Raw genomic sequence first — 19,407 nt, forward strand, 5'->3', positions numbered from 1 at the left:
CGCCCGGAGCGGGACCGGGCGGCGTCGTTCGATGGGGCGAATGTGAGCCTTGTCTTCGTCCGCGAAAACGGAAACAAAGGAAAACCATCGTTTCCGGATTGATCGATGAAGCTTCCCGATTTCGAGGCCTGGGCCATCTTCGCGAAGGTCGCCGAGTCCGGCTCGTTCGGACGGGCGGCGGCCGATCTCGGCGTGTCGCCGGGCACGGTCTCGAAGGCGGTGGCGCGGCTCGAGGCGCGGATCGGCGCTCGCCTGTTTCACCGCACCTCACGCCGCCTCAGCCTGACCGAGGCCGGCCGCTCCGCACGCGACGGCGCAGCCCGCCTCCTCGCGGAGGGCGAGGCCGCGGAGGCCGAGGCGCGCGAGGCGGCGGCCGCGCCCCAGGGGCTGGTGCGGCTCGCCGCGCCGATGTCCTTCGGCGTCACCCACGTCGCCCCGCGCCTGCCGGATTTTCTCGCGGCCCATCCGGGGATCTCCGTCGATCTGCACCTCAGCGACGCCCTCGTCGATCTCGTCGGCGGCGGATTCGATCTCGGCCTGCGGATCGCCGCCCTCGCCGATTCCTCGCTGCGGGCACGCCGGCTGTGCGGGATCCGACGCTCCCTCGTCGCGGCGCCGGCCTATCTCGACCGCTGCGGGCGCCCGGACTCGCCGGAGGATCTCGCCCGCCACGCCTGCCTCGGCTACGCCTACCTGCCGACGCCGGACCGCTGGCATTTCCGCGGGCCGGACGGGGCGGAAGCGACGGTCACGCCGGCCGGACCGCTCCGGGCGAACAATGCCGACGCGCTCGGGCCGGCCCTCCGCGCAGGCCTCGGCCTCGCGGTCCAGCCGGATTTCATGATCTGGGAGGACCTGCGGGCGGGCCGCCTGGAGCGCGTCCTGCCCGAATGGTCCGCCCCGCCGATCGCGCTCCACCTCGTGACGCCGCCCGGCGACCCGCGACCCGCCCGGGTGACGGTGCTGATCGCCTATCTGGCCGAGGCCCTCGCGGCCGCTCCCTGGGCCGAAGGCGCGCGCTGAGGCGAAGGCCGGATTGCGCACGGATGTCCGCTCCCGGGGCGAGCGCATCGCGGCCCCTGCCCGGCCGGACCTCGCCGCTGCCCGGCTGGCGCCGGGCTTGCAGAGCGTCGCCGGATCCTGAAGATCGGCGCCCGATACCCTTGGAGCGAACGCGACCCGATGCGACCGAACCGCCTTCTCGCCCTGCCTCTCGCTCTCGTCCTGTCCACGGCCGCACGGGCCCACGACCTCTGGCTCAGTCCGTCGCCCGGCGGCGTCGCGGTGCAGTTCGGGCACGTGCACGAGCCCGTACTGCCGAACGCCGACAAGCTCGTCCACCTCTCCGCGCTGACGGGTGCCGGCACCACGCGCCTCAGCGCCCGGCCTGAGGGCACGGTGCTGGCGGCGGCGCTGCCGGCCGGGGCCGACGGGGCGCTCGTCTCGGCCGCCTACGACAACGGCTTCTGGGTGCGCCTGCGCGAGGGCGGGGAGCGCAATGCCGACCGGCGTTCGGTGCCGGATGCGCAGCGCAGCCAATGGTCGATGAAGTTCGCGAAGGCCGTGATCGGCGCCGGCGCGCCCTGGGAGCGGGTCCTCGGCCAGACCCTCGAGATCGTGCCCCAGGAGGCGCCGGGCGCGGCCGCGGGGGCGATCCGGGTGCGCGTGCTGTTCGAGGGCCGGGCGGTCGCCGGCGCCGAGGTCGTGGCCACCAGCGGCGAGGCGCCGGAGACCCGCGTCACGACGGATGCGAAGGGCGCCGCGCGCGTGCCCCTGGCGCAGGGAGGCCGGCAGATCCTCGCCGTCTCCCACCGGGTGAGGCCCTCGCGTACCCCGGATCTCGCGGATGCCGACGCCTACAGCGCGACGCTCGCCTTCGCGACCGCCGAGCCGCGCACCAACTGATCGTCCTACCCAGGCCCCGCCCCTCGGCCCCTCGGCCTCTCACCCGAGGCCGCCCGCCTCCTCCACGAAGCGGGCGATCGCGTCGGCTCCGCGCCCCTCGCGCAGGGACGCGAAGACGAAAGGACGCTGCCCCCGCATCCGGCGGGTGTCCGCCTCCATCACGGAGAGGTCCGCGCCGACGAGCGGGGCGAGGTCCGTCTTGTTGACGATCAGGAGATCGGAGCGGGTGATGCCGGGGCCGCCCTTGCGGGGGATCTTCTCGCCGCCCGCCACGTCGATCACGTAGAGGGTGAGGTCGGCGAGTTCCGGCGAGAACGTCGCGGCGAGGTTGTCGCCGCCCGACTCGATCAGAACAAGGTCGAGCGTCGAGAATCGGCGGCGCATCTCGGCCACCGCCGCGAGGTTGATGGAGGCGTCCTCGCGGATCGCCGTGTGCGGGCATCCGCCGGTCTCGACCCCCAGGATGCGCTCCTCCGGCAGGGCGCCGGCCACGGTGAGGATGCGGGCATCCTCCTTGGTGTAGATGTCGTTCGTGATCGCGCAGATCTCGTAGCGGTCGCGAAAGCGCTTGCAGAGCTGCTCCATCAGGGCGGTCTTGCCGGACCCGACCGGGCCGCCGATGCCGACGCGGAGAGGGCCGTTCAGGGAGGTCATCGTCTCAGCTCCGGAAGAGGCGGGAATATTGCGTCTCGTGCCGGAACGAGCCGAGATCGAGCCGCAGGCAGGCCGAGCCGAGTTCGTCGAGCCCCGCCCCGCGGAGGGACTCGGCGAGATCCGCGACGCGGGGGCTCAGGTCGGCGATCACCCGCATCCCGGCGCTCTGGCCGATCGGCGCGACGCGCAGGGCGGCCGAGACGAGGTTCTGGACGAAGGCGAGGCCGTAGGCCGCGACCGTGACGTCGCGCGCGAGGCCGTGGGCGCCCGCGGCCGCACCCACCGCGACGGGGTAGGCGACGGCGCCCGGCAGGGCGGCACAGACGGCCGGAAGCGCAGGGCTGGGCCAGGCCGCCGCCGTCGCGTCGAGGAAGCTGCGGCCCTGCTGGCTCGTCTCGAGGTGCAACTCGCGGGAGGGCGCGAGCGCGAGCGCGAGGTCGTTCGTCTCCGCGAGCGCGGCCCCATCGCCCTCCGCCGTGGCCCGGTGGGCGGCACTTGCCAGGATCATGTCGTTGCGGCCGGCGCCGCGCTCCAGCGCGTCCGAGAGCCACGCCTCCAGGCTCGCGGCGTCGGTGACGTCGCCCGCCTCCACGGCCCCTTCGAGGCCGTGCGAGTAGGCGTAAGCCCCGACCGGATAGGCGGGAGAGAGCCATGCCATGAGGCGCAGGGTCTCAACCGTGGGCATGGTGGCCGTGGCGGTGCCCATCTTCATGCCCATGCCCATGCCCATGCCCTTGCCCGTGTCCATGCCCGCCCGCATAGGCGCCGCCTTCGGGGCGGAAGGGGCGCTCCACCGGCTCGGCGGTGCCGCCGAGGCCGCGCACCATCTCGGCGAGCACGTGGTCGTCGGCGATGAAGACCGCCTCCTCGCCGATCTCGGCCGGGATGTGGCGATTGCCGATGTGCCAGATCAGGCGCTTGAGGGCGAGCGGGCTCGGCGCCCGGATCTCGAGGAGGCGCTCGGCCGCGGCCTCCACCCAGACGAGGCGCCCGTCCTCGAGGACGAGGGCGTCGCCGTCCTCCAGCACGGCCGGTTCGGCGAGGTCGAGGAGGAACGGCAGGCCGCCGACGCCCCGCATCGCCACACGGCGGCGGTGGCGGTCGCCGTGGTCGAGGACGACGCGGTCGACGATCTCGCCCGGGCCGATGGCGCGGGCGCGCAGGATGCGGGTGGCGCGGATCATGGGCTCAGAACGGATGATGGGCTCAGAACGGATGATGGGCTCGGAACGGATGATGGGCTCGGAACGGATCATGGGCTCAGAACAGGAAGTAGCGCTGCGCCATCGGCAGCACCTCCGCGGGCTCGCAAACGAGGAGTTCGCCGTCGGCCCGCACGTCGTAGGTCTCGGGGTCGACCTCGATGACGGGCGTGGCGTCGTTGAGCACCATGCTCGCCTTCGAGATGCCGCCGCGCACGTTCTCGACGGCGACGAGCGCCTTGCCGACGCCGAGGCGCTCGGCGAGGCCGTCCTCTACGGCCGCCTTCGAGACGAAGGTGAGCGCGGTGGCGTGGGGGGCGCGGCCATAGGCGCCGAACATCGGGCGGTAATGGACGGGCTGGGGCGTCGGGATCGAGGCGTTGGGGTCGCCCATCGGGGCGGCGGCGATCATGCCGCCCTTCAGGACGAGGTCGGGCTTGACCCCGAAGAAGGCGGGCGACCAGAGCACGAGGTCGGCGAGTTTGCCGGGCTCGACCGAGCCGATATGGCGGGAGATCCCGTGCGCGATCGCGGGGTTGATCGTGTATTTGGCGATGTAGCGGCGCACGCGCAGGTTGTCGTTGCCGGAGGCGTCGCCGGGCAGCGCGCCCCGCTGGCGCTTCATCTTGCAGGCGGTCTGCCAAGTGCGGATCGCGACCTCGCCGACCCGGCCCATCGCCTGGCTGTCCGAGGACATCATCGAGAGCGCGCCGATGTCGTGCAGGATGTCCTCGGCGGCGATCGTCTCCCGGCGGATGCGGCTCTCGGCGAAGGCGAGGTCCTCGGGGATCGACGGGTCGAGGTGGTGGCAGACCATGAGCATGTCGAGATGCTCGTCGATCGTGTTCGTCGTGTAGGGCCGCGTCGGGTTGGTGGACGAGGGCAGGACGTGGGGCAGGCCCGCCACCTTGATGATGTCGGGGGCGTGGCCGCCGCCGGCCCCTTCCGTGTGGAAGGCGTGGATGGTGCGGCCCCGGAAGGCCGCGATCGTGTCCTCGACGAAGCCCGACTCGTTCAGGGTGTCGGTGTGGATCATGACCTGCACGTCCTGCGCGTCGGCGACGGTGAGGCAGGTGTCGATGGCGGCCGGGGTCGTCCCCCAATCCTCGTGGAGCTTGAGGGCGCAGGCGCCCGCCCGCACCATCTCGTCCAGGGCCTCGGGGCGCGAGGCGTTGCCCTTGCCGGCGAAGGCGAGGTTCATGGGGAAGGCGTCCGCCGCCTCGATCATGCGGGCGATGTGCCAGGGGCCGGGCGTGCAGGTCGTGGCGAAGGTGCCGTGCGCGGGGCCGGTGCCGCCCCCCAGCATCGTGGTGAAGCCGGCGCAGAGCGCCTCCTCGATCTGCTGCGGGCAGATGAAGTGGATGTGGCTGTCGAAGCCGCCGGCGGTGAGGATTTTTCCTTCCCCCGCAATGACTTCCGTGCCCGGCCCGATCACGATGTCGACGCCCGGCTGCACGTCCGGATTGCCGGCCTTGCCGAGCCGGGCGATGCGCCCGCGCACGAGGCCGACGTCGCATTTCACCACGCCCCAATGGTCGAGGACGACGGCGTTGGTGATGACGGTGTCGACGGCGCCGGCCGCGTTCGTCGCCTGCGACTGGCCCATCCCGTCGCGGATGACCTTGCCGCCGCCGAACTTCACCTCCTCGCCGTAGGTGGTCAGGTCCCGCTCGACCTCGATCCAGAGGCTCGTATCGGCGAGCCGGATCCGGTCGCCGGTGGTCGGGCCGAACATGTCGGCATAGGCCGCGCGCGGCAGGGCGGCGGGGCTCGGCGCATCGCTCATGGGGTCAGAGCCTCCCCATCACGGCGCCGCGGAACCCGTAGACGGTGCGCCCGCCCGAGAGGGGCACCAGCGTCACCGAGCGGGTGGCGCCGGGCTCGAAGCGGATGGCGGTTCCGGGGGCGATGTCGAGGCGCCGGCCGCGCGCCTGCTCCCGGTCGAACTGCAACCCCGGGTTGACCTCGTAGAAGTGATAATGCGAGCCGACCTGGATCGGGCGATCACCGGAATTGGCGACCGCGATCACGATTCGCGGGGCCCCGACGTTGATCGCGATCCTGCCCGGCGCGGTCTCGATCCGGCCCGGAATCTCCTCGGAGGGCGCCCCGCGGATCGGGTGGTGGACGGTGACGAGCTTGGTCCCGTCGGGAAAGGTCGCCTCGACCTGGATGTCGCGGATCATCTCGGGGATGCCCGGCATCACCTGATCGGCGGTGAGCACCTGCGCGCCCGCCCGCATCAGGTCGGCGACGCTGCGCCCGTCCCGGGCGCCCTCGACGACGACATCCGTGATCAGGGCCACCGCCTCCGGATGGTTCAGCTTCACCCCCCGCGCCAGCCGGTTGCGCGCCACCTGCGCGGCCATGGCGATCAGAAGCTTGTCCTTCTCCCGGGGCGTCAGGAGCATGGGCGGGTCCCTCTTTTTCGTGGGGGCCGGTGCGGGCCGATCCGTGCGGGGGCGGAGCAAGGATCGTGCGCGGCTTCGCTGCCGCTGACGACGTGTTCTAGCGAAGCCTGAGTCAGGAGCCGGCGAGTTTTGCCTCAGAGGCAATGCGCGAAGCAATGCCACGGTCAAGGTAGACAGACGTCGGTGACGCAAATTTCTGATCATTCGGTCCGTTGAACCAACGCTTCTTTTACGCCGATGCTTTCGCCTGATCGTTGCGCTGCATTTTCTGATTTGTCATTGCAATCCAACCGAGAACGCCGAACCGCTAGACATATGTAGCCGAGGGACGCGAGCCGATAGGTAACGCTGATAGCCGCGTCCACTGGTTAGGATGTGCAGAAATGCGTGCTGCGCTTGCCTTTCGCGCATGCGAAGCATTTATGTACCGGTTTCATCGCGCTCTTAGTCGAAAGAGCCCCGCGTGACTTCATCGGTGGGCAGGCTGTTAGAAGATAAACTGATTGGCATTGGAATGCCTCAGGCACATGCGCGTACCTTCGGCGCGCGAAAGGATCAGTCGGTTACGAAAATGCAGATCAATAGGGATTGCTCATCTAAAACCAAATGAGGTCGCCTTCGATTATTGCAGTTGCGGCGGCACCAGAGCGGAGCGTGTCGCTCATGCCCTCGCGAGCCAAAGAACGGTCTTTCTAGAGCTGTTCCCGACCAGGTAGCGATGGCCAAATCTTCTTCGCACCCAGCTGCGGCGAGGTCGTTGCGGCACTCCTCCAGAGTGACACGCGGTCGTAATCTGACGCCTGTTACCTGTTCTGAAGGTCGGCAACGGGACCGCGAAGGAGCCAGATGATGAGGCCGGTGACCCGAACGATGATCCTCAGCGTCGCGTCAGCCGCACTCATGCTGCCGCATTCTGCCTTGGCGCAGACGTTGCCGAAGCTTTCGCAACAGCTCGCCGGGAAAAGCCTTCAATGCGGCCTGGGGTCGGACTTGTATTTCGATCCCAGCATGCGCACGGCCTCGGTCGTGGACTGGGAGAGTGGCCTTTTTCCGATCGTCGAGAGCCAGACCACGATCGAGCCCTCGCGGATCAGTTCCGATGACGTTCAGCTTTTCGAGGTGGTTCTGAAGACCAGGGAGGGAGAGACCCGCCACAGATTCGAGCGCCGGGGCCGCATCTTCCTGCGCCTCGGCGACAGCGCGGGGGACGACGAGTGCGTGCTCGCGGATGGCCGCGCCGCTTACGTCGAGACCCGCTTCAACATGATACGCGAGGGCATCTGCGGGAACGACCCGAAGCCGTCCTGTGAGGAGGGCTTAGCGCAGACCTGTGGTCCGCACCCTGACGCGGCGTGTGTCCGTCGGGTTGCTCCGGGCCAAAGGTAGGAAGCAGACCCATACTTCGGATATCAGGCGTCAGATTACGACCGCATGTCACTCCGCAGGAGCGCCGCACTAACCTCGCCGCGGCTGGGTGCGAAGAAGACTTGGTCGTCGCTACCTGACCGGGAACAGCTCTAGCCTGCGCTTGGCCGGGAGGCTCTACGACTTCAACTCGCAGACCATGCGGCGGGCACGTGCGACACTTGCGGAGCTGGCCCTTGCCCGTGGCAAAGACCCGCCCTTCGCCGCCCGCCCGCCGCCAAGCTCATCCCAGCGCGCGGCAAGCAAATTTTCCTGAAACGACAAGAATTGCTCAGTTTCTGTGCGAAACAAACATAAAAAATAGCCAGATTGACAGATCTGACATCAGAAGAGCAGCTTCGCCCCCCTGAGTTGTCCCCCCCACGGCACGGCCCCGTTGCTGGGCGGCCGCTCCTCTCGTGACGCGTCCCGCGGCGGGGTCCGACATCGCGTTCGGACGACATCTCGGCTCGTCGATACGTCTCACCCAGACATCTCCGGAGGACGAAGCCATGGCGCTGTTCATCGACAAGGCACCGGCATCTCTCGACGCCTTCACCCAGGCCCTCGAGGCCATCCAGACGGGCGAGATCGTCCGGGACACGGAGGAGGTCTTCCGCGTCCGCACGGACGATCTGATCGTGACCCTGCGCGGCAGCAATTTCGACTATGACGAGACCAGCGGACGGCTCGTCGCAGGGGATCTCGACTCCTACAAGGTCTCGGACGGGGACAACACCCTCTACGCCGCGCGCGACCTCGGCGCGGACATCGCCCAGATCGGCGAGCTCACGACGCCGCTTGCCGTGCTGCGCTACCTGTCGAGCGGGGACGACCGCATCATCGCCAACCAGCACGAGGCGAACGACGACGACCTCGCGGGATTTGCCGGCGACGACGTGATCTTTGCCGGCCCCGGCAACGACACGGCGCGCGGCGGGCGCGGCGACGACAGGCTCTACCTGCAGGCCGGGGACGATGTCGGCCGCGGCGGGCCCGGCGACGACCTCCTCGACGGCGGACGGGGCGACGACACCCTGACGGGCGGGCGCGGCGACGACACCTTCGTGTTCAAGCACGGCTACGGCACCGACACGATCACCGACTTCCACACCGGCACGCCGGCAGCGGCCCCGGTCGAGACGGCGGCCCCGGTCGAGACGGCGGCGGCGGACGACGCGGCCGCGGCCGACGGGGCGCCGGGGGACGATTCGGGCACGGACGGGACCGACGACACGCCCGGCCCCGTGGATCCGGGCGATACCGGCTCGCGGGCGGGCGAGCGCGACGTGGTCCGCCTGTCCGAGCGCGACTTCGCCGATTTCGACGCCGTGATCGCCGCCGCGAGCCAGGAGGGCCGTGACGTCGTGATCGTGATCCCGCCCCATGACGGCGGCGACGACCATCACCCTGCCTGGCATCACGACGAGCGCGGCGGGGACGAGGCAAGGGGCGCGGATCCGGCCCCGGATCACCCCACCACGCCCGAGACGCCCGACACCCCCGACACGCTGATCCTGAGGGACGTGGTGCTGGCCAATCTCACGGCGGAGAACTTCGCCTTCGTCTGAGGCAAGGGCGCCCGGGCATCCGCGCCCGCCGCCTCGCGCCGGCGAGGGGGCGGGCGGCGCACCCGACGCCTCGCGCGCCCGGCCCCGCTGCGGGCCGGGCCGCACCATGCGGCAAACTCTCCCCACGGGTTGCGGGGGAATCGGCGTTCCGGTACAAGAACAGAACAGGAACACACAGGGTGGCTCCGGCGTCAACGGAGCCGCCGCCCGCAAGCGACCGAAACCTGTGGAGAGGTGTGGATGAAGCCCCGGTCCTACCGCTTTCACTGCACGGACGGCCACGTCGCCATCATCGACACGCACGGCGTGCGCGTGCCCTCCGAGATGCAGGTCTGGACCTATGCCGAGCAGGCCGCGCGGCTCGCCATGGAGCGGGTCGGGCGCGCCCTCGACTGGTCGGACTGGATCGTCGACGTGCACGACGCCTCCGGGCGGCGCGTGCTGACGCTCCCGTTCCGGGACGTGCGCGACCCCGCCCTGGCAGCCTGACGGAGACCGGAGACAGCGATGCGACGCAAAGCCTTCCGCGCGGCCGAACCCCGCGCCGCGACCCTGCCCGCCTACGTGATCGAGCCGATGGAATACGGCTCGGCGAGCCTCGTGCGCCACGGAGACACCAAGGCCGCGATCCTGTTCGCGCCGATGGCGCCGGGCGAGCCCTACCAGCTCTATCCCCATCCCGACACCTACCGGAGCCTCGACTTCGCCGGGCTGCCGGCGCCGCTGCGGCCGGAATTCATGGCCTTCGCGAGCCTCGACGCCGTGCGCCTGTTCCTCGGCATCGCGGAGGCGGCGGCGCAGGAGGCGGCGGAGGCGGATCACGCCGAGATGGCGCTCGCCGCCTGAGCGGCCGCGTCTGCAGCGTTATCGGCACGGTCTTCCGGTATCCGCGGCTCACAGACCCGCGAGATGCAGGATTTCCCAGGCCGACCAAGCGGTGATCCCGAGCGAAGTCTTGAGAACGACGATCACCATGACCCACGAGGCTTTGCCGAGCATGGCTGGAGAACTCCGATGCGTGCCGGACTGATTGCCGACGTCTGAGGAGATCGGTGTCGAGGTCTTGAGGGGCGTGGAGCTTTGTACGCTGGCTGACGCCGCTTGGGAATCATCCCTTCGGATGGGCCGGCCGCGCATCGGGGCTATGGCGAGGCTCGGGCCGAGGGCTGGGCCGAGCGCTGGGCCGCGGGCGGGATCACGGGTCGCGGCGGGCGGCGCGGCGGGGTGCCGGAGATCCCGGAACTCGGCCGAATCGGGCGGCGTTGCCGGTGTGGGACCGACACGAACCGGAGGGATTCCATGGCGCTCGACGATCTCGGCCTCGATGCCGGCAGCGACGCGGTCGGGGCCGCGAACCTCATCGGCAGCGACCGCGTCGAGGGGACGGCCGTGCGGCGCAGCGACGGCAGCCCCGTCGGGACGATCGCGCGGCTGATGATCGACAAGCCGTCCGGCCGCGTCGTCTACGCGATCCTCGACCTCGCCGGCTCCGGCCACCAGCACGCCCTGCCCTGGCGCCTCCTGCGCTACAGCCCGGATCTCGGGGCCTACGCGCTCGACCTCACCGAGGAGCAGCTCCGGGCCGCGCCCCGCCGGGAGGCCGGCCCGGGCGACGGCCCGTTCGACCGCGCCTGGGAGGAGCACGTCCACAGCTACTTCAACACCGAGCCCTACTGGGAATCCGAGACCGGGCGGGCGACCGACGTGCCCTTCGGCAAGGACAGGCCGTGATCGCGGCGGGCGGCTGAAACCCGGCCGCTCGCTCCCTCGGGCCCTTCCCGCGCGGGGGCCCTCCCCCGCGGCGGGGGCGCGCCTTCAGTTCTGCACGGAGGTCGGCAGGCTCGCGCAGATGCCGCGGGCCTTGATGTCGATCAGGCGCACGAGCTTCTCGTCCGCGCCCTCCGCGCGCCAACCGCTGAGCGCGGCCTCGAGATAGGCCGCGAAATCCTCCCGCCGCATCACGCCCTGCTTCTCGAGGAAGGCGATCAGCGCGTTCAGGATCGCCATGGTGGCGTTGTCCGCCGCGGCGACCGCCTCGGCCTGCTCTGGCGTCATCTCGCAACTCCGCAATGGGTGGGCTGACGGGCCACCCTATCGCGGGCGCGGGCAGGCGCAAGCACCCCGCGCGGATCACGGCCCAGAACGCGGACGGGCCCCGCGCACCGGTCTCGATGCGCGGGGCCCGGATTCAGGCGCGATGCGGGTGGCGGTTACGGGCAGGGATGCCGACGACCGTCATTGCCGAGATAGGTGCCGGTGCGGACGTCGTAGGACCGGAAGCGCTGGCGGCAATACTCGACCTGATCGGCGCTCCCGTCGCCCTCCTGCGCCACCGGGACCTCGGCGTAGCCGTAGCCCACCGGCGCGTAGCCGCCGTAATCGGCACCGCCGTAATAATAGGGGTCGTAGCCGTAGGCGCCGTAGCCGTAGCTGCCCGCGGCGAGGCCGAGCCCGAGGCCGAGACCGAGGCCCCCGTAGCCGTACCCGTAGCCCCGGCGCCACCCGCGATTGCCGTTCCAGCCCTGGCGATAGCCGTAATTGCCGCCGGCCACCCGGCCGGGGCCGGCCCCGATATTGCCGCCCCGGAAGGCGCTCGAGCCGAGGCCCGCCTGGGCGCCGATATTGCCGCGATAGCCGCCGCCGCCAAGGCCCGCTCCGCCGCCGCGGAAGCCCCCGCCGCCGATCCCGGCGCCGCCGCCGCGGAAACCGCCGCCGCCGACGCTGGCCCCGCCGCCGCGGAAGCCGCCGCCGCCGATGCCGGCACCGCCGCCGCTGAAGCCGCCGCCCCCTCCGCCACTGAAGCCGCCCCCGCCTCCGCCCATCGGGGCTCCGGCGGTGCTGAAGCCGCCCACGCTGCGGCCCTGCGCCAGCGCGGCGACGGGCGACAGCGACAGGGTTCCGACCAGGACGGTCGAGGCGAGAAGGATTCTATTGGTCGACAGGCGTCCCATCGGCATTCTCCCGACATCAAGATAATATTCGTTCCCTCATCAAACGCGCCGGGCGGGCTTCGGTTCGTGCTACCTTCCGTCCCACCGCGCGGCTGCGCCCTGGGGAACGCCTCACCCGGAATCGGCGTGCGAACCGCGCGGCTTCATCCGCGCGCCGCAGGATCGGCGGCGCATTCGTACGAAAGCGCACGCGGGCTGAACCGCTCATGACTGGTATCGGCAACATCAGTCCGGCGGGATGATCGGAACGGAGACTTCGGGCTCCCGCGAAAGACGAGGTTCGGCGGGACTTCGCAAATGTTAGGGCCGGGAGCGCACCGGCTGCATCCTTCCGGCAACATGGTCATCGAAGTGTTCCCGTTCGCTACACGTTCCCGTTGTGGAAAACTCGCGAAGCAGACAGTCTGCCTATAGGGTTAAGGGGCACATCATGCATTTGCGAGCCGGGAACCGGCTGCGCCTCACGCTGTGGGGCGCGGGAGGTCGCGCTATGGTCAGTCTCAACACCTACGCGGTGACGCAGCCGGCGCTCGAAGGGCTGGAGCCCTCCCTCGACGGCTTCACCTACGACGTCACGGCCTGGCTGCACGAGGGGCGCAACACCCTGACGGTGGTCCTGATCGGCCCGCCGAGCGGCCGGCCCTTCCGGATGAGCGTCTGCGCCGACGGCGAGGCCGCCTGGACCCTCGACGAGGACGAGTTCCTGCCCCTGTCGGCGCCCTGGCGGCTCTGGACGATCGGGATCGAGCGGCAGAGCGAGGCGGCGTCCACGGGGCGGCGGGCCGGCCGGCGCCCGCCCCTGCGCCTGCGGAGCTGAGGCGAGGCACCCGCCGCGGCCGCGCTGTGCGCGGCCAGGATTGCGCGAGACAGTAAACAGCGCTTAGATGAGCGTGCTGCATGATACAATGCCAGTACGCCGATGGATGTTTCTGCAACGAGACCAGATGATCGACCGGGACCGTACGGTTGGAGACAATCGAGTTCCGGGGCGACATCGGTCGCCGGACACCTAGCCGCCGCGCTGATCCTGATCGTTTCTGTTTCCGCGGGCCTCGCGGGCACGGAGCCCGCGGCCGCCCAATCCTTCCTCGATGCCTTGAGCGGCAAAAGCCAGGCGCAGCCGGCGCCCCGGGCTCCCGCCGCCCGCGCCCCCGCCCGGCCCGGCCCGCGCCCCTCCGCGCCCGCCATCCGCACCGTCACGCTGGTGGCGGGCGAGCCCGGCAGCACGGCGCTCGACACGGCCTACGACCTCATGACCGCGCTCGGCGGCGAGGGCCCGCGGCTCCAGGTCGTCCTCGGCTCGGGGGGCGAGCGGGCGGTCGCCGACGTGCTGCGCAGCCGCGGCGTGGACATGGGCATCGTCACGACCGCGGACCTGAAGCAGGCCGAGGCACCGGGCAGCGGCGTGGTCTACATCGCCAAGCTCCACAATGTGGAGCTCCACCTCCTCGCGCGGCGCGACGTGGCGGACCTGACCGACCTCGACGGACGGCGCGTCAACCTCGGCGAGAGCGGAAGCTCCACCCAGCAACTCGCCCGGCGCCTCCTGCAGCAGCTCGGCATCCGCGTCACCGAGGCGAATCTCGGGCCGGCGGAGGCGGCGGCGCGCCTGCGCGGGGGCGAGCCGGAGGCGATCGCCGCGAGCTTCTTCCTCACCGGCAAGCCGGCCGCCCATTACGCCGGCCTGACCGAGGCGGACGGGCTCCACTTCCTGCCCATCCCCTACGAGCCCGGGCTCGGCGACATCGTCTACCCGGCCAATCTCGGGCGCGCCGACTATCCGGGGCTGATCAAGGCGGAGGCCGGCATCGACACGGTCGCGGTCTCGGCCGTCCTCGTCGCCTTCGCCTGGCCGGAGACGTCGGAGCGCTACCGGCAGCTCGCCGCGTTCACGGCCGCCCTGTTCTCGGGCTTCGACCGGATGCGGGCGCCGGGGCGGCACCCGAAATGGCGGGAGGTCAACCTCGCGGCGAGCCTGCCGGACTGGCGCCGCTTCAAGCCGGCGCAGCAGGCGCTCGACCGTCTCGCCTCCGCGGCCGGACCGGGGCCGGCCGCGGGCTCGGCGGTGGCGGGGGCGAGCCGGTGAGCGGGCCGGGACCGCGGAGGGTGGGGCGCCGAGGGCGCCAGGGAGGACTTGCGGATGTCAGCGTCGTTCAGGAAGCCGCCGGAGCCGAAGGGCGAGGTCCGCGCCCTGTTCCCGGAGCAGGCGGCCGGGCCGTTCCAGAGCACGGGAGGCGATGACACGGACCTCGATTTCCTGAGGCGGTTCGGGCCGAAGGACCGGCCCGTCGACATGCGGGGCTTCGTGGAGGAGCCGCCCGAGGCCGCCGCCTCGGCCCTGTCGGCGCCCGACAATTTCATCGCCGACGGCGCGACCCGCCGCCTCGTGCGGCACATGTTCGGCCGGCGCCGCTGGCCGCTGGTGCTGATCGCCACCGCCCTCGGCGGGATCCTGGCGCTCGGCGCCCACCGCCTCGGCCTCGTCCCGTTCCTCCGGCCGGCCCCCGAGCGCCCGGCGCCGGAGGCCGCCAGGGGCGCGCCCGCGGGCGATGCCCTCGCGACCGCGACGCACCCGCCCGCCCCCGCCCCGGCGAAGGCCGCCCGCGCCGCGCCTGCCGAGACCGAGCCCTCGGCCACCGCCGAGGAGGCCGCCGCACTGGCCCGGCGGATCGCGGCGGGCGGACCCATCGCCGGCGAGGGCGAGGCGGCCGCCTCGCCGAAGGTCACCGCCTTCCCGCCGCTGCAGGCGGCCGAGCCCGAGCCCGCGGCGAACCCCCCGGCCGCCGCTGCCCCTGCGCCGAACACGAAGCTCGACGCCCTCGTGGCGCGGGGCGAGCAGCTCCTCACGGCGGGCGAGGTCGCGGCGGCGCGCCTGTTCTTCCGGCGCGCGGCCACGGAGGGCGACCCGCGCGGGGCGCGGGGCCTCGCGCGGAGCTACGACCCGAGCGTGCTGCGCACCCTGCCGGTCGTCGGCCTCGACGGCGACCGGGCGGAGGCCGAGCGCTGGTACCTGAAGGCGGCCGAACTCGAGGCGCGGCGGCGCTGAGCCACCCTCACTCCGGCGCCCCATCGCCGGCGCGCGGGGGGCGCCGGAGCGGGCCGGCGGGCACCGTCTTCGGGATGGTGGTCACGTTCGCCTCGGCCGGGCGGATCGTCGGCACGGGCGCGGGCGGGCCGCTCGCGAGGCGGCCGAGAGCGAGCGCGGCGGCGAGGGCGAGGAGGCCGGCGAGGACGAGCGTGCGCCGCCGCTTCCGGCTCGGCCGCGCGACGGCGCAATGCGGGCAGCAGCGGGCATCGTGCAGGATCGGCTGGCGGCAGCGGCGGCAGCGCGTCAGCGTCATGGCCCCGGCAGCTCCCCGTCAGCGGCCGGAGCCCGGCGCGCCGGCTCCCTCCGGCCCTTCCGCCGCCCCGGCGAAGCAGCGGCGGACGGCCTCCGCGAAGGCGGCCCGCTGCTCCGTCGTGAGGCGCTGCAGCCGTTCCTGCAGCAGGGCCTGCCCCGCCACCGCGTCGGGATGGCGGGCGGCCTCGGCCTCGGTCGGCGCGGGCGGTCTCGTCCGGTTCGGCATCGCGGTGGCGGCCTTCCTCCCGTCCGGGGCCCTCGCGGCCCGGGCCGTCCAGCATCGTGCAATCCGTGCGGGAAGGCCAGTGCCGGGCCGGCGGCGGCTCCTCCGGGCGCCTTGGACGCAGACTTGCTAGGCTGGGGCTCATGGACCTCAACACGATCACCAGCGTCGTCGTCCCCCGCGCCTCCGAGGCGCTGCCGCCGTGGCGCGCGGGCGATGCGTGGCTCGCGGGCGGCACCTGGCTGTTCTCGGAGCCGCAGCCCGACGCCAGCCGCCTGATCGACCTGACGGGCCTCGGCTGGCCGGCGGCGGAGGTGACGGAGGCGGGCCTCACGCTCGCGGCCACCTGCACCATCGCCGCCCTCGACCGACTCGACCTGCCGCCGGACTGGAGCGCCGCGCCCCTGATCGGGCTCTGCTGCCGGGCGCTCCTCGGCTCCTTCAAGATCTGGAACGCGGCAACCGTCGGCGGCAACCTCTGCCTCGCGCTGCCGGCGGGGCCGATGATCGCGCTCGCCGCCGCGCTCGACGGGACCTGCCTCGTCTGGAACGCGGACGGCACCTGCCTGAGCCTGCCCGTCCTCGACTTCGTGCAGGGGCCGCAGGCGACCGTGCTGCGGCCGGGCGACCTGCTGCGCTCGATCGCGATGCCGGCCGCCGCCCTGAGGCGGCGGGCCGCCTTCCGGCGCGCATCGCTCAGCCCGCACGGGCGCTCGGGCGCCCTCGTGATCGGCACGCGCGACCCCGGCGGCCGGTTCGCGCTCACGGTGACCGCCTCGGTCCGGCGCCCGGTCCGCCTCGCCTTCCTCGAGCCGCCCGACGCGGAGACGCTGGCACGGGCGCTCGCCGCGATTCCCGAGGGGCACTGGTACGACGACGTGCATGGCACGCCCGACTGGCGCCGGCACGTGACCCGCGACCTCGCCGAGGAGATCCGCGCGGAGCTCGCCCGATGAGGCTCACCGTCAACGGCCTCGCCCAGGACGCCGCGCCGCGACCGGGCCAGTGCCTGCGCACGCTCCTGCGCGGGCTCGGCTGGTTCGGGGTCAAGAAGGGCTGCGACGCGGGCGATTGCGGCGCCTGCACGATCCATCTCGACGGCGAGCCGGTCCATGCCTGCCTCGTCCCGGCCTTCCGGGCGGAGGGCCGCGCCGTCACCACGATCGAGGGCCTTGCCGGCCCCTGCGAGCCCGGCGCCGCGGCCCCGGCCGAGCTCCACCCGGTGCAGGACGCCGTCCTCGCCGCGCAGGGGTTCCAGTGCGGCTTCTGCACGCCCGGCCTGATCATGACCGCCTGCGCCCTCGACCAGGGACGGCGCCGGGATCTCGGCGACGCCCTCAAGGGCAATCTCTGCCGCTGCACCGGCTACGGCGCGATCCGCGACGCCCTCGACGGGACGAGCCGGGTGGCGGATGCGGCCGCCGCCTCCGGCACGGACCCGGTGGGGCTGAGCCTGCCCGCGACCGCGGCCCGGGCCGTCGTCTCCGGCACCGCGCCCTTCACCCTCGACCTCGCCGTGCCGGGCCTCCTCCACCTCAAGGTGCTGCGCTCGCCCCACGCCCATGCCCGCATCGAGCGGATCGAGACGGCGGCCGCCCTGGCATCGCCCGGCGTCGTGGCGGTGCTGACCCACGCGGACGCGCCGGACGGGCTGTTCTCGACCGGCCGCCACGAGATCCCGGAGGACGACGCCGCCGACACGCGCCTCCTCGACCGGGTGGTGCGCTTCGCCGGCCAGCGGGTCGCCGCCGTCGTGGCCGAGAGCGAGGCGGCGGCAGAGGCCGGCTGCCGGGCGCTCGAAGTCACCTACGCGCTCCGTCCCGCGGTGCTCGATCCCGAGGCGGCCCTGCGGCCCGGCGCGCCCCTCGTGCACGATCCCGCCGACCGGCCGATCGCGGAAGCGGGGATCGACGCGCCGCCGCTCCACGCCCACCCGAACCTCGCGGCCGAGGTGCACGGGGCGATCGGCGACGTCGAGGCGGGCTTCGCCGAGGCCCACCGGACCTACGAGGCGACGTTCCGCGCCCAGCGCGTGCAGCACGCCCATCTCGAGACCCACGGCGCGCTCGGCTGGCTCGACGAGGCGGGCCGCCTCGTGATCCGCTCCTCGACGCAGGTCCCCTTCCTGACGCGGGACGCGCTGGCCTCCCTGCTCGGCCTCGACCGGGACCGGGTGCGCGTGCTCTGCGGCCGCGTCGGCGGCGGCTTCGGCGGCAAGCAGGAGATGCTGACCGAGGATCTGGTGGCGCTCGCCGTCCTGAGGACCGGCCGCCCCGTGCGATGGGACCTGACCCGCGCCGAGCAGTTCGCGGCCACCACCACGCGCCACCCGATGCGGGTGCGGGTGCGCCTCGGCGCCAGGGCCGACGGCACGCTGACCGCGATCGTCCTCGACGTGCTGGCGAATACGGGGGCCTACGGCAACCATGCGGGCGGCGTGATCCATCACGGCTGCAACGAGGTGATCGGCGTCTACCGCTGCCCGAACAAGCGCGTCGACGGAGCCAGCGCCTACACGCACACCGTGCCGGCCGGCGCCTTCCGGGGCTACGGCCTCAGCCAGACGATCTTCGCCCTCGAATCCGCGATGGACGAGCTGGCCCGCCGGCTCGGCCTCGACCCGTTCGAGATGCGCCGCCGCAACGTCGTGCGCCCCGGCGACCCGATGGTCTCGACGAGCCTGGAGCCTCGGGACGTGGAATACGGCAGCTACGGGCTCGACCAGTGCCTCGATCTCGCCGCGTCCGCCCTCCGGGCCGATCCGGGCGAGGCGGCGCCTGGCCCCGAATGGCGCACCGGCACCGGCATGGCGCTCGCCATGATCGACACGGTGCCGCCCCGCGGCCACCGGGCCGAGGCGCGCATCCGGCTCGAGCCCGACGGGCGCTACGGGCTCGCGGTCGGCACGGCGGAGTTCGGCAACGGCACCGCGACGGTGCACGCCCAGATCGCGGCGAGCGTGCTCGGCACCCATCCCGACCGCATCCGCCTGCACGCCGCCGATACCGACGCGGTCGCCCACGACACGGGCGCCTATGGCAGCACCGGGATCGTGGTGGCGGGCCAGGCGACCCTGCGCGCGGCCGAGGCGCTCGCCGCGGCGATCCGCGACCGGGCGGCGCGGAGGCTCGGCGCGGCGCCGGCTGCCTGCCGCCTCGGACCCGAGGCGGTCGCGGGCGGCGGCGCGCGGGTGCCGCTCGCGGAGATCGCGGGCGGTGGCGCGCTCGAGGCGCGTGGATCCGCCGACGGCACCCCGCGCTCGGTCGCCTTCAACGTCCAGGCCTTCCGCGTCGCCGTGCACCCGACGCGCGGCGAGGTGCGCATCCTGAAGAGCGTGCAGGCGGCCGATGCGGGCCGCGTCGTCAACCCGATGCAGTGCCGCGGCCAGATCGAGGGCGGCGTCGCGCAGGCGCTCGGCGCCGCGCTCTACGAGGAGGTGCGCATCGACGCGGCGGGCCGCGTCGCGAATGCGAGCTTTCGCGGATACCACGTGCCCGCCTTCGGCGACGTGCCGCCCACCGAGGTGCTGTTCGCGCAGACCCACGACCGGATCGGCCCGCTCGGCGCGAAATCGATGAGCGAGGCGCCGTTCAACCCCGTGGCGCCCGCCCTCGCCAACGCGATCCGCGATGCCACCGGCGCCCGGCTCGCCGCGACGCCCTTCGCGCCGGACCGGATCTTCCGCGACGTGATGGCGGCGCTCGAAGCGGGGGAAAGGGCGGACGGGCGCGCATGAGCGGTCCGGG

Annotated in this window: 21 protein-coding genes; 12 read left to right on the plus strand and 9 right to left on the minus strand. The window is 72.6% G+C overall.

Annotated elements, in window-relative coordinates; translation table 11 throughout:
- Nucleotides 1-105: 105 nt before the first annotated feature.
- Together J2X36_RS03300 and J2X36_RS03305 are read left to right on the plus strand one after the other, a co-directional pair.
- Nucleotides 106-1,023, plus strand: coding sequence for a LysR family transcriptional regulator (locus tag J2X36_RS03300; protein WP_310346140.1), 918 nt, complete (start codon nt 106-108; stop codon nt 1,021-1,023).
- 159 nt (nt 1,024-1,182) lie between these two features.
- Nucleotides 1,183-1,905 carry a DUF4198 domain-containing protein gene (locus J2X36_RS03305; protein ID WP_310346142.1) on the plus strand — a complete coding sequence of 241 codons (723 nt, stop codon included), beginning with the start codon at nt 1,183-1,185 and terminating at the stop codon, nt 1,903-1,905.
- Nucleotides 1,906-1,944: 39 nt separating this feature from the next.
- On the opposite strand, the gene ureG is transcribed toward J2X36_RS03305, so the two are convergent.
- From ureG to J2X36_RS03330, 5 genes are all read right to left on the minus strand, one after another.
- Entirely contained in the window at nt 1,945-2,559 is a 615-nt protein-coding gene (gene ureG / locus J2X36_RS03310) for an urease accessory protein UreG (RefSeq protein ID WP_310346144.1), read from the minus strand.
- A 4-nt stretch (nt 2,560-2,563) separates the two neighbouring features.
- A complete protein-coding gene (locus J2X36_RS03315; protein ID WP_405029720.1) occupies nt 2,564-3,265 on the minus strand; it encodes an urease accessory protein UreF in 702 nt (233 codons plus the stop codon).
- Entirely contained in the window at nt 3,231-3,743 is a 513-nt protein-coding gene (locus J2X36_RS03320) for an urease accessory protein UreE (RefSeq protein WP_310346145.1), read from the minus strand. Before J2X36_RS03320 ends, J2X36_RS03315 begins: the two co-directional genes overlap by 35 nt.
- Nucleotides 3,744-3,819: 76 nt before the next feature.
- Nucleotides 3,820-5,547, minus strand: coding sequence for an urease subunit alpha (gene ureC / locus J2X36_RS03325; RefSeq protein WP_310346147.1), 1,728 nt, complete (start codon nt 5,545-5,547; stop codon nt 3,820-3,822).
- 4 nt (nt 5,548-5,551) lie between these two features.
- Nucleotides 5,552-6,172, minus strand: a complete 621-nt coding sequence (locus tag J2X36_RS03330) for an urease subunit gamma (RefSeq protein ID WP_310346150.1) — start codon at nt 6,170-6,172, stop codon at nt 5,552-5,554.
- An 870-nt stretch (nt 6,173-7,042) separates the two neighbouring features.
- Between J2X36_RS03330 and J2X36_RS03335 the strand changes: the two genes are divergently transcribed.
- The 5 genes from J2X36_RS03335 to J2X36_RS03355 all read left to right on the plus strand — a co-directional run bounded on the left by J2X36_RS03335 (nt 7,043) and on the right by J2X36_RS03355 (nt 10,878).
- Nucleotides 7,043-7,558, plus strand: a complete 516-nt coding sequence (locus J2X36_RS03335; protein WP_310346152.1) for a hypothetical protein — start codon at nt 7,043-7,045, stop codon at nt 7,556-7,558.
- Between the two features lie 530 nt (nt 7,559-8,088).
- Nucleotides 8,089-9,147, plus strand: a complete 1,059-nt coding sequence (locus tag J2X36_RS03340) for a hypothetical protein (RefSeq protein WP_310346154.1) — start codon at nt 8,089-8,091, stop codon at nt 9,145-9,147.
- Nucleotides 9,148-9,387: 240 nt separating this feature from the next.
- Nucleotides 9,388-9,636: a DUF6894 family protein gene (locus J2X36_RS03345; protein WP_132255374.1), complete on the plus strand. Its 249-nt coding sequence runs from the start codon at nt 9,388-9,390 to the stop codon at nt 9,634-9,636.
- Nucleotides 9,637-9,654: 18 nt separating this feature from the next.
- Nucleotides 9,655-9,993: a hypothetical protein gene (locus tag J2X36_RS03350; protein WP_132255373.1), complete on the plus strand. Its 339-nt coding sequence runs from the start codon at nt 9,655-9,657 to the stop codon at nt 9,991-9,993.
- A gap of 453 nt (nt 9,994-10,446) precedes the next feature.
- A complete protein-coding gene (locus J2X36_RS03355; protein WP_132255372.1) occupies nt 10,447-10,878 on the plus strand; it encodes a PRC-barrel domain-containing protein in 432 nt (143 codons plus the stop codon).
- Between the two features lie 84 nt (nt 10,879-10,962).
- Here J2X36_RS03355 and J2X36_RS03360 read toward each other — a convergent pair whose 3' ends face one another.
- Together J2X36_RS03360 and J2X36_RS03365 are read right to left on the minus strand one after the other, a co-directional pair.
- Complete coding sequence (locus J2X36_RS03360) at nt 10,963-11,202, minus strand: hypothetical protein (protein WP_132255371.1); 240 nt, start codon at nt 11,200-11,202, stop codon at nt 10,963-10,965.
- A gap of 155 nt (nt 11,203-11,357) precedes the next feature.
- The gene (locus J2X36_RS03365) at nt 11,358-12,098 is read right to left on the minus strand and encodes a BA14K family protein (protein WP_310346161.1); all 741 of its coding nucleotides are present in this window, start codon (nt 12,096-12,098) and stop codon (nt 11,358-11,360) included.
- A 490-nt stretch (nt 12,099-12,588) separates the two neighbouring features.
- On the opposite strand from J2X36_RS03365, the gene J2X36_RS03370 reads away from it, so the two are divergent.
- The 3 genes from J2X36_RS03370 (at nt 12,589) to J2X36_RS03380 (ending at nt 15,144) form a co-directional block, all read left to right on the plus strand.
- Nucleotides 12,589-12,915 carry a hypothetical protein gene (locus J2X36_RS03370; RefSeq protein ID WP_310346163.1) on the plus strand — a complete coding sequence of 109 codons (327 nt, stop codon included), beginning with the start codon at nt 12,589-12,591 and terminating at the stop codon, nt 12,913-12,915.
- Nucleotides 12,916-13,194: 279 nt separating this feature from the next.
- The gene (locus J2X36_RS03375; RefSeq protein WP_310346166.1) at nt 13,195-14,184 is read left to right on the plus strand and encodes a TAXI family TRAP transporter solute-binding subunit; all 990 of its coding nucleotides are present in this window, start codon (nt 13,195-13,197) and stop codon (nt 14,182-14,184) included.
- A 54-nt stretch (nt 14,185-14,238) separates the two neighbouring features.
- Nucleotides 14,239-15,144: a hypothetical protein gene (locus J2X36_RS03380; RefSeq protein WP_310346168.1), complete on the plus strand. Its 906-nt coding sequence runs from the start codon at nt 14,239-14,241 to the stop codon at nt 15,142-15,144.
- Between the two features lie 7 nt (nt 15,145-15,151).
- Here J2X36_RS03380 and J2X36_RS03385 read toward each other — a convergent pair whose 3' ends face one another.
- On the minus strand, nt 15,152-15,439 hold the full coding sequence (locus J2X36_RS03385) for a hypothetical protein (protein ID WP_132255968.1): 288 nt from the start codon (nt 15,437-15,439) through the stop codon (nt 15,152-15,154).
- Between the two features lie 18 nt (nt 15,440-15,457).
- Nucleotides 15,458-15,664 (minus strand): hypothetical protein, encoded by a 207-nt coding sequence (locus J2X36_RS03390; RefSeq protein ID WP_132255969.1) that lies wholly within the window; start codon nt 15,662-15,664, stop codon nt 15,458-15,460.
- Between the two features lie 140 nt (nt 15,665-15,804).
- Here J2X36_RS03390 and J2X36_RS03395 point away from each other — a divergent pair, with 140 nt between their 5' ends.
- Nucleotides 15,805-16,617 carry an FAD binding domain-containing protein gene (locus J2X36_RS03395; protein WP_310346176.1) on the plus strand — a complete coding sequence of 271 codons (813 nt, stop codon included), beginning with the start codon at nt 15,805-15,807 and terminating at the stop codon, nt 16,615-16,617.
- Entirely contained in the window at nt 16,614-19,397 is a 2,784-nt protein-coding gene (locus J2X36_RS03400; RefSeq protein WP_310346179.1) for a molybdopterin cofactor-binding domain-containing protein, read from the plus strand. Before J2X36_RS03395 ends, J2X36_RS03400 begins: the two co-directional genes overlap by 4 nt.
- Nucleotides 19,398-19,407: the final 10 nt, after the last annotated feature.

The organism is Methylobacterium sp. BE186 (genome assembly GCF_031457035.1).
GTDB lineage: Bacteria > Pseudomonadota > Alphaproteobacteria > Rhizobiales > Beijerinckiaceae > Methylobacterium > Methylobacterium segetis.

Coding starts and splice junctions, on each gene's coding strand:
- J2X36_RS03305 (WP_310346142.1), top strand. CDS start 1,183: ATGCGACCGAACCGCCTTCTCGCCCTGCCTCTCGCTCTCGTCCTGTCC.
- J2X36_RS03395 (WP_310346176.1), top strand. CDS start 15,805: ATGGACCTCAACACGATCACCAGCGTCGTCGTCCCCCGCGCCTCCGAG.
- J2X36_RS03350 (WP_132255373.1), top strand. CDS start 9,655: ATGCGACGCAAAGCCTTCCGCGCGGCCGAACCCCGCGCCGCGACCCTG.
- J2X36_RS03385 (WP_132255968.1), bottom strand. CDS start 15,439: ATGACGCTGACGCGCTGCCGCCGCTGCCGCCAGCCGATCCTGCACGAT.
- J2X36_RS03390 (WP_132255969.1), bottom strand. CDS start 15,664: ATGCCGAACCGGACGAGACCGCCCGCGCCGACCGAGGCCGAGGCCGCC.
- J2X36_RS03340 (WP_310346154.1), top strand. CDS start 8,089: ATGGCGCTGTTCATCGACAAGGCACCGGCATCTCTCGACGCCTTCACC.
- J2X36_RS03330 (WP_310346150.1), bottom strand. CDS start 6,172: ATGCTCCTGACGCCCCGGGAGAAGGACAAGCTTCTGATCGCCATGGCC.
- ureG (WP_310346144.1), bottom strand. CDS start 2,559: ATGACCTCCCTGAACGGCCCTCTCCGCGTCGGCATCGGCGGCCCGGTC.
- J2X36_RS03335 (WP_310346152.1), top strand. CDS start 7,043: ATGATCCTCAGCGTCGCGTCAGCCGCACTCATGCTGCCGCATTCTGCC.
- ureC (WP_310346147.1), bottom strand. CDS start 5,547: ATGAGCGATGCGCCGAGCCCCGCCGCCCTGCCGCGCGCGGCCTATGCC.
- J2X36_RS03380 (WP_310346168.1), top strand. CDS start 14,239: ATGTCAGCGTCGTTCAGGAAGCCGCCGGAGCCGAAGGGCGAGGTCCGC.
- J2X36_RS03345 (WP_132255374.1), top strand. CDS start 9,388: ATGAAGCCCCGGTCCTACCGCTTTCACTGCACGGACGGCCACGTCGCC.
- J2X36_RS03400 (WP_310346179.1), top strand. CDS start 16,614: ATGAGGCTCACCGTCAACGGCCTCGCCCAGGACGCCGCGCCGCGACCG.
- J2X36_RS03370 (WP_310346163.1), top strand. CDS start 12,589: ATGGTCAGTCTCAACACCTACGCGGTGACGCAGCCGGCGCTCGAAGGG.
- J2X36_RS03365 (WP_310346161.1), bottom strand. CDS start 12,098: ATGGGACGCCTGTCGACCAATAGAATCCTTCTCGCCTCGACCGTCCTG.
- J2X36_RS03315 (WP_405029720.1), bottom strand. CDS start 3,265: ATGGGCACCGCCACGGCCACCATGCCCACGGTTGAGACCCTGCGCCTC.
- J2X36_RS03300 (WP_310346140.1), top strand. CDS start 106: ATGAAGCTTCCCGATTTCGAGGCCTGGGCCATCTTCGCGAAGGTCGCC.
- J2X36_RS03360 (WP_132255371.1), bottom strand. CDS start 11,202: ATGACGCCAGAGCAGGCCGAGGCGGTCGCCGCGGCGGACAACGCCACC.
- J2X36_RS03355 (WP_132255372.1), top strand. CDS start 10,447: ATGGCGCTCGACGATCTCGGCCTCGATGCCGGCAGCGACGCGGTCGGG.
- J2X36_RS03320 (WP_310346145.1), bottom strand. CDS start 3,743: ATGATCCGCGCCACCCGCATCCTGCGCGCCCGCGCCATCGGCCCGGGC.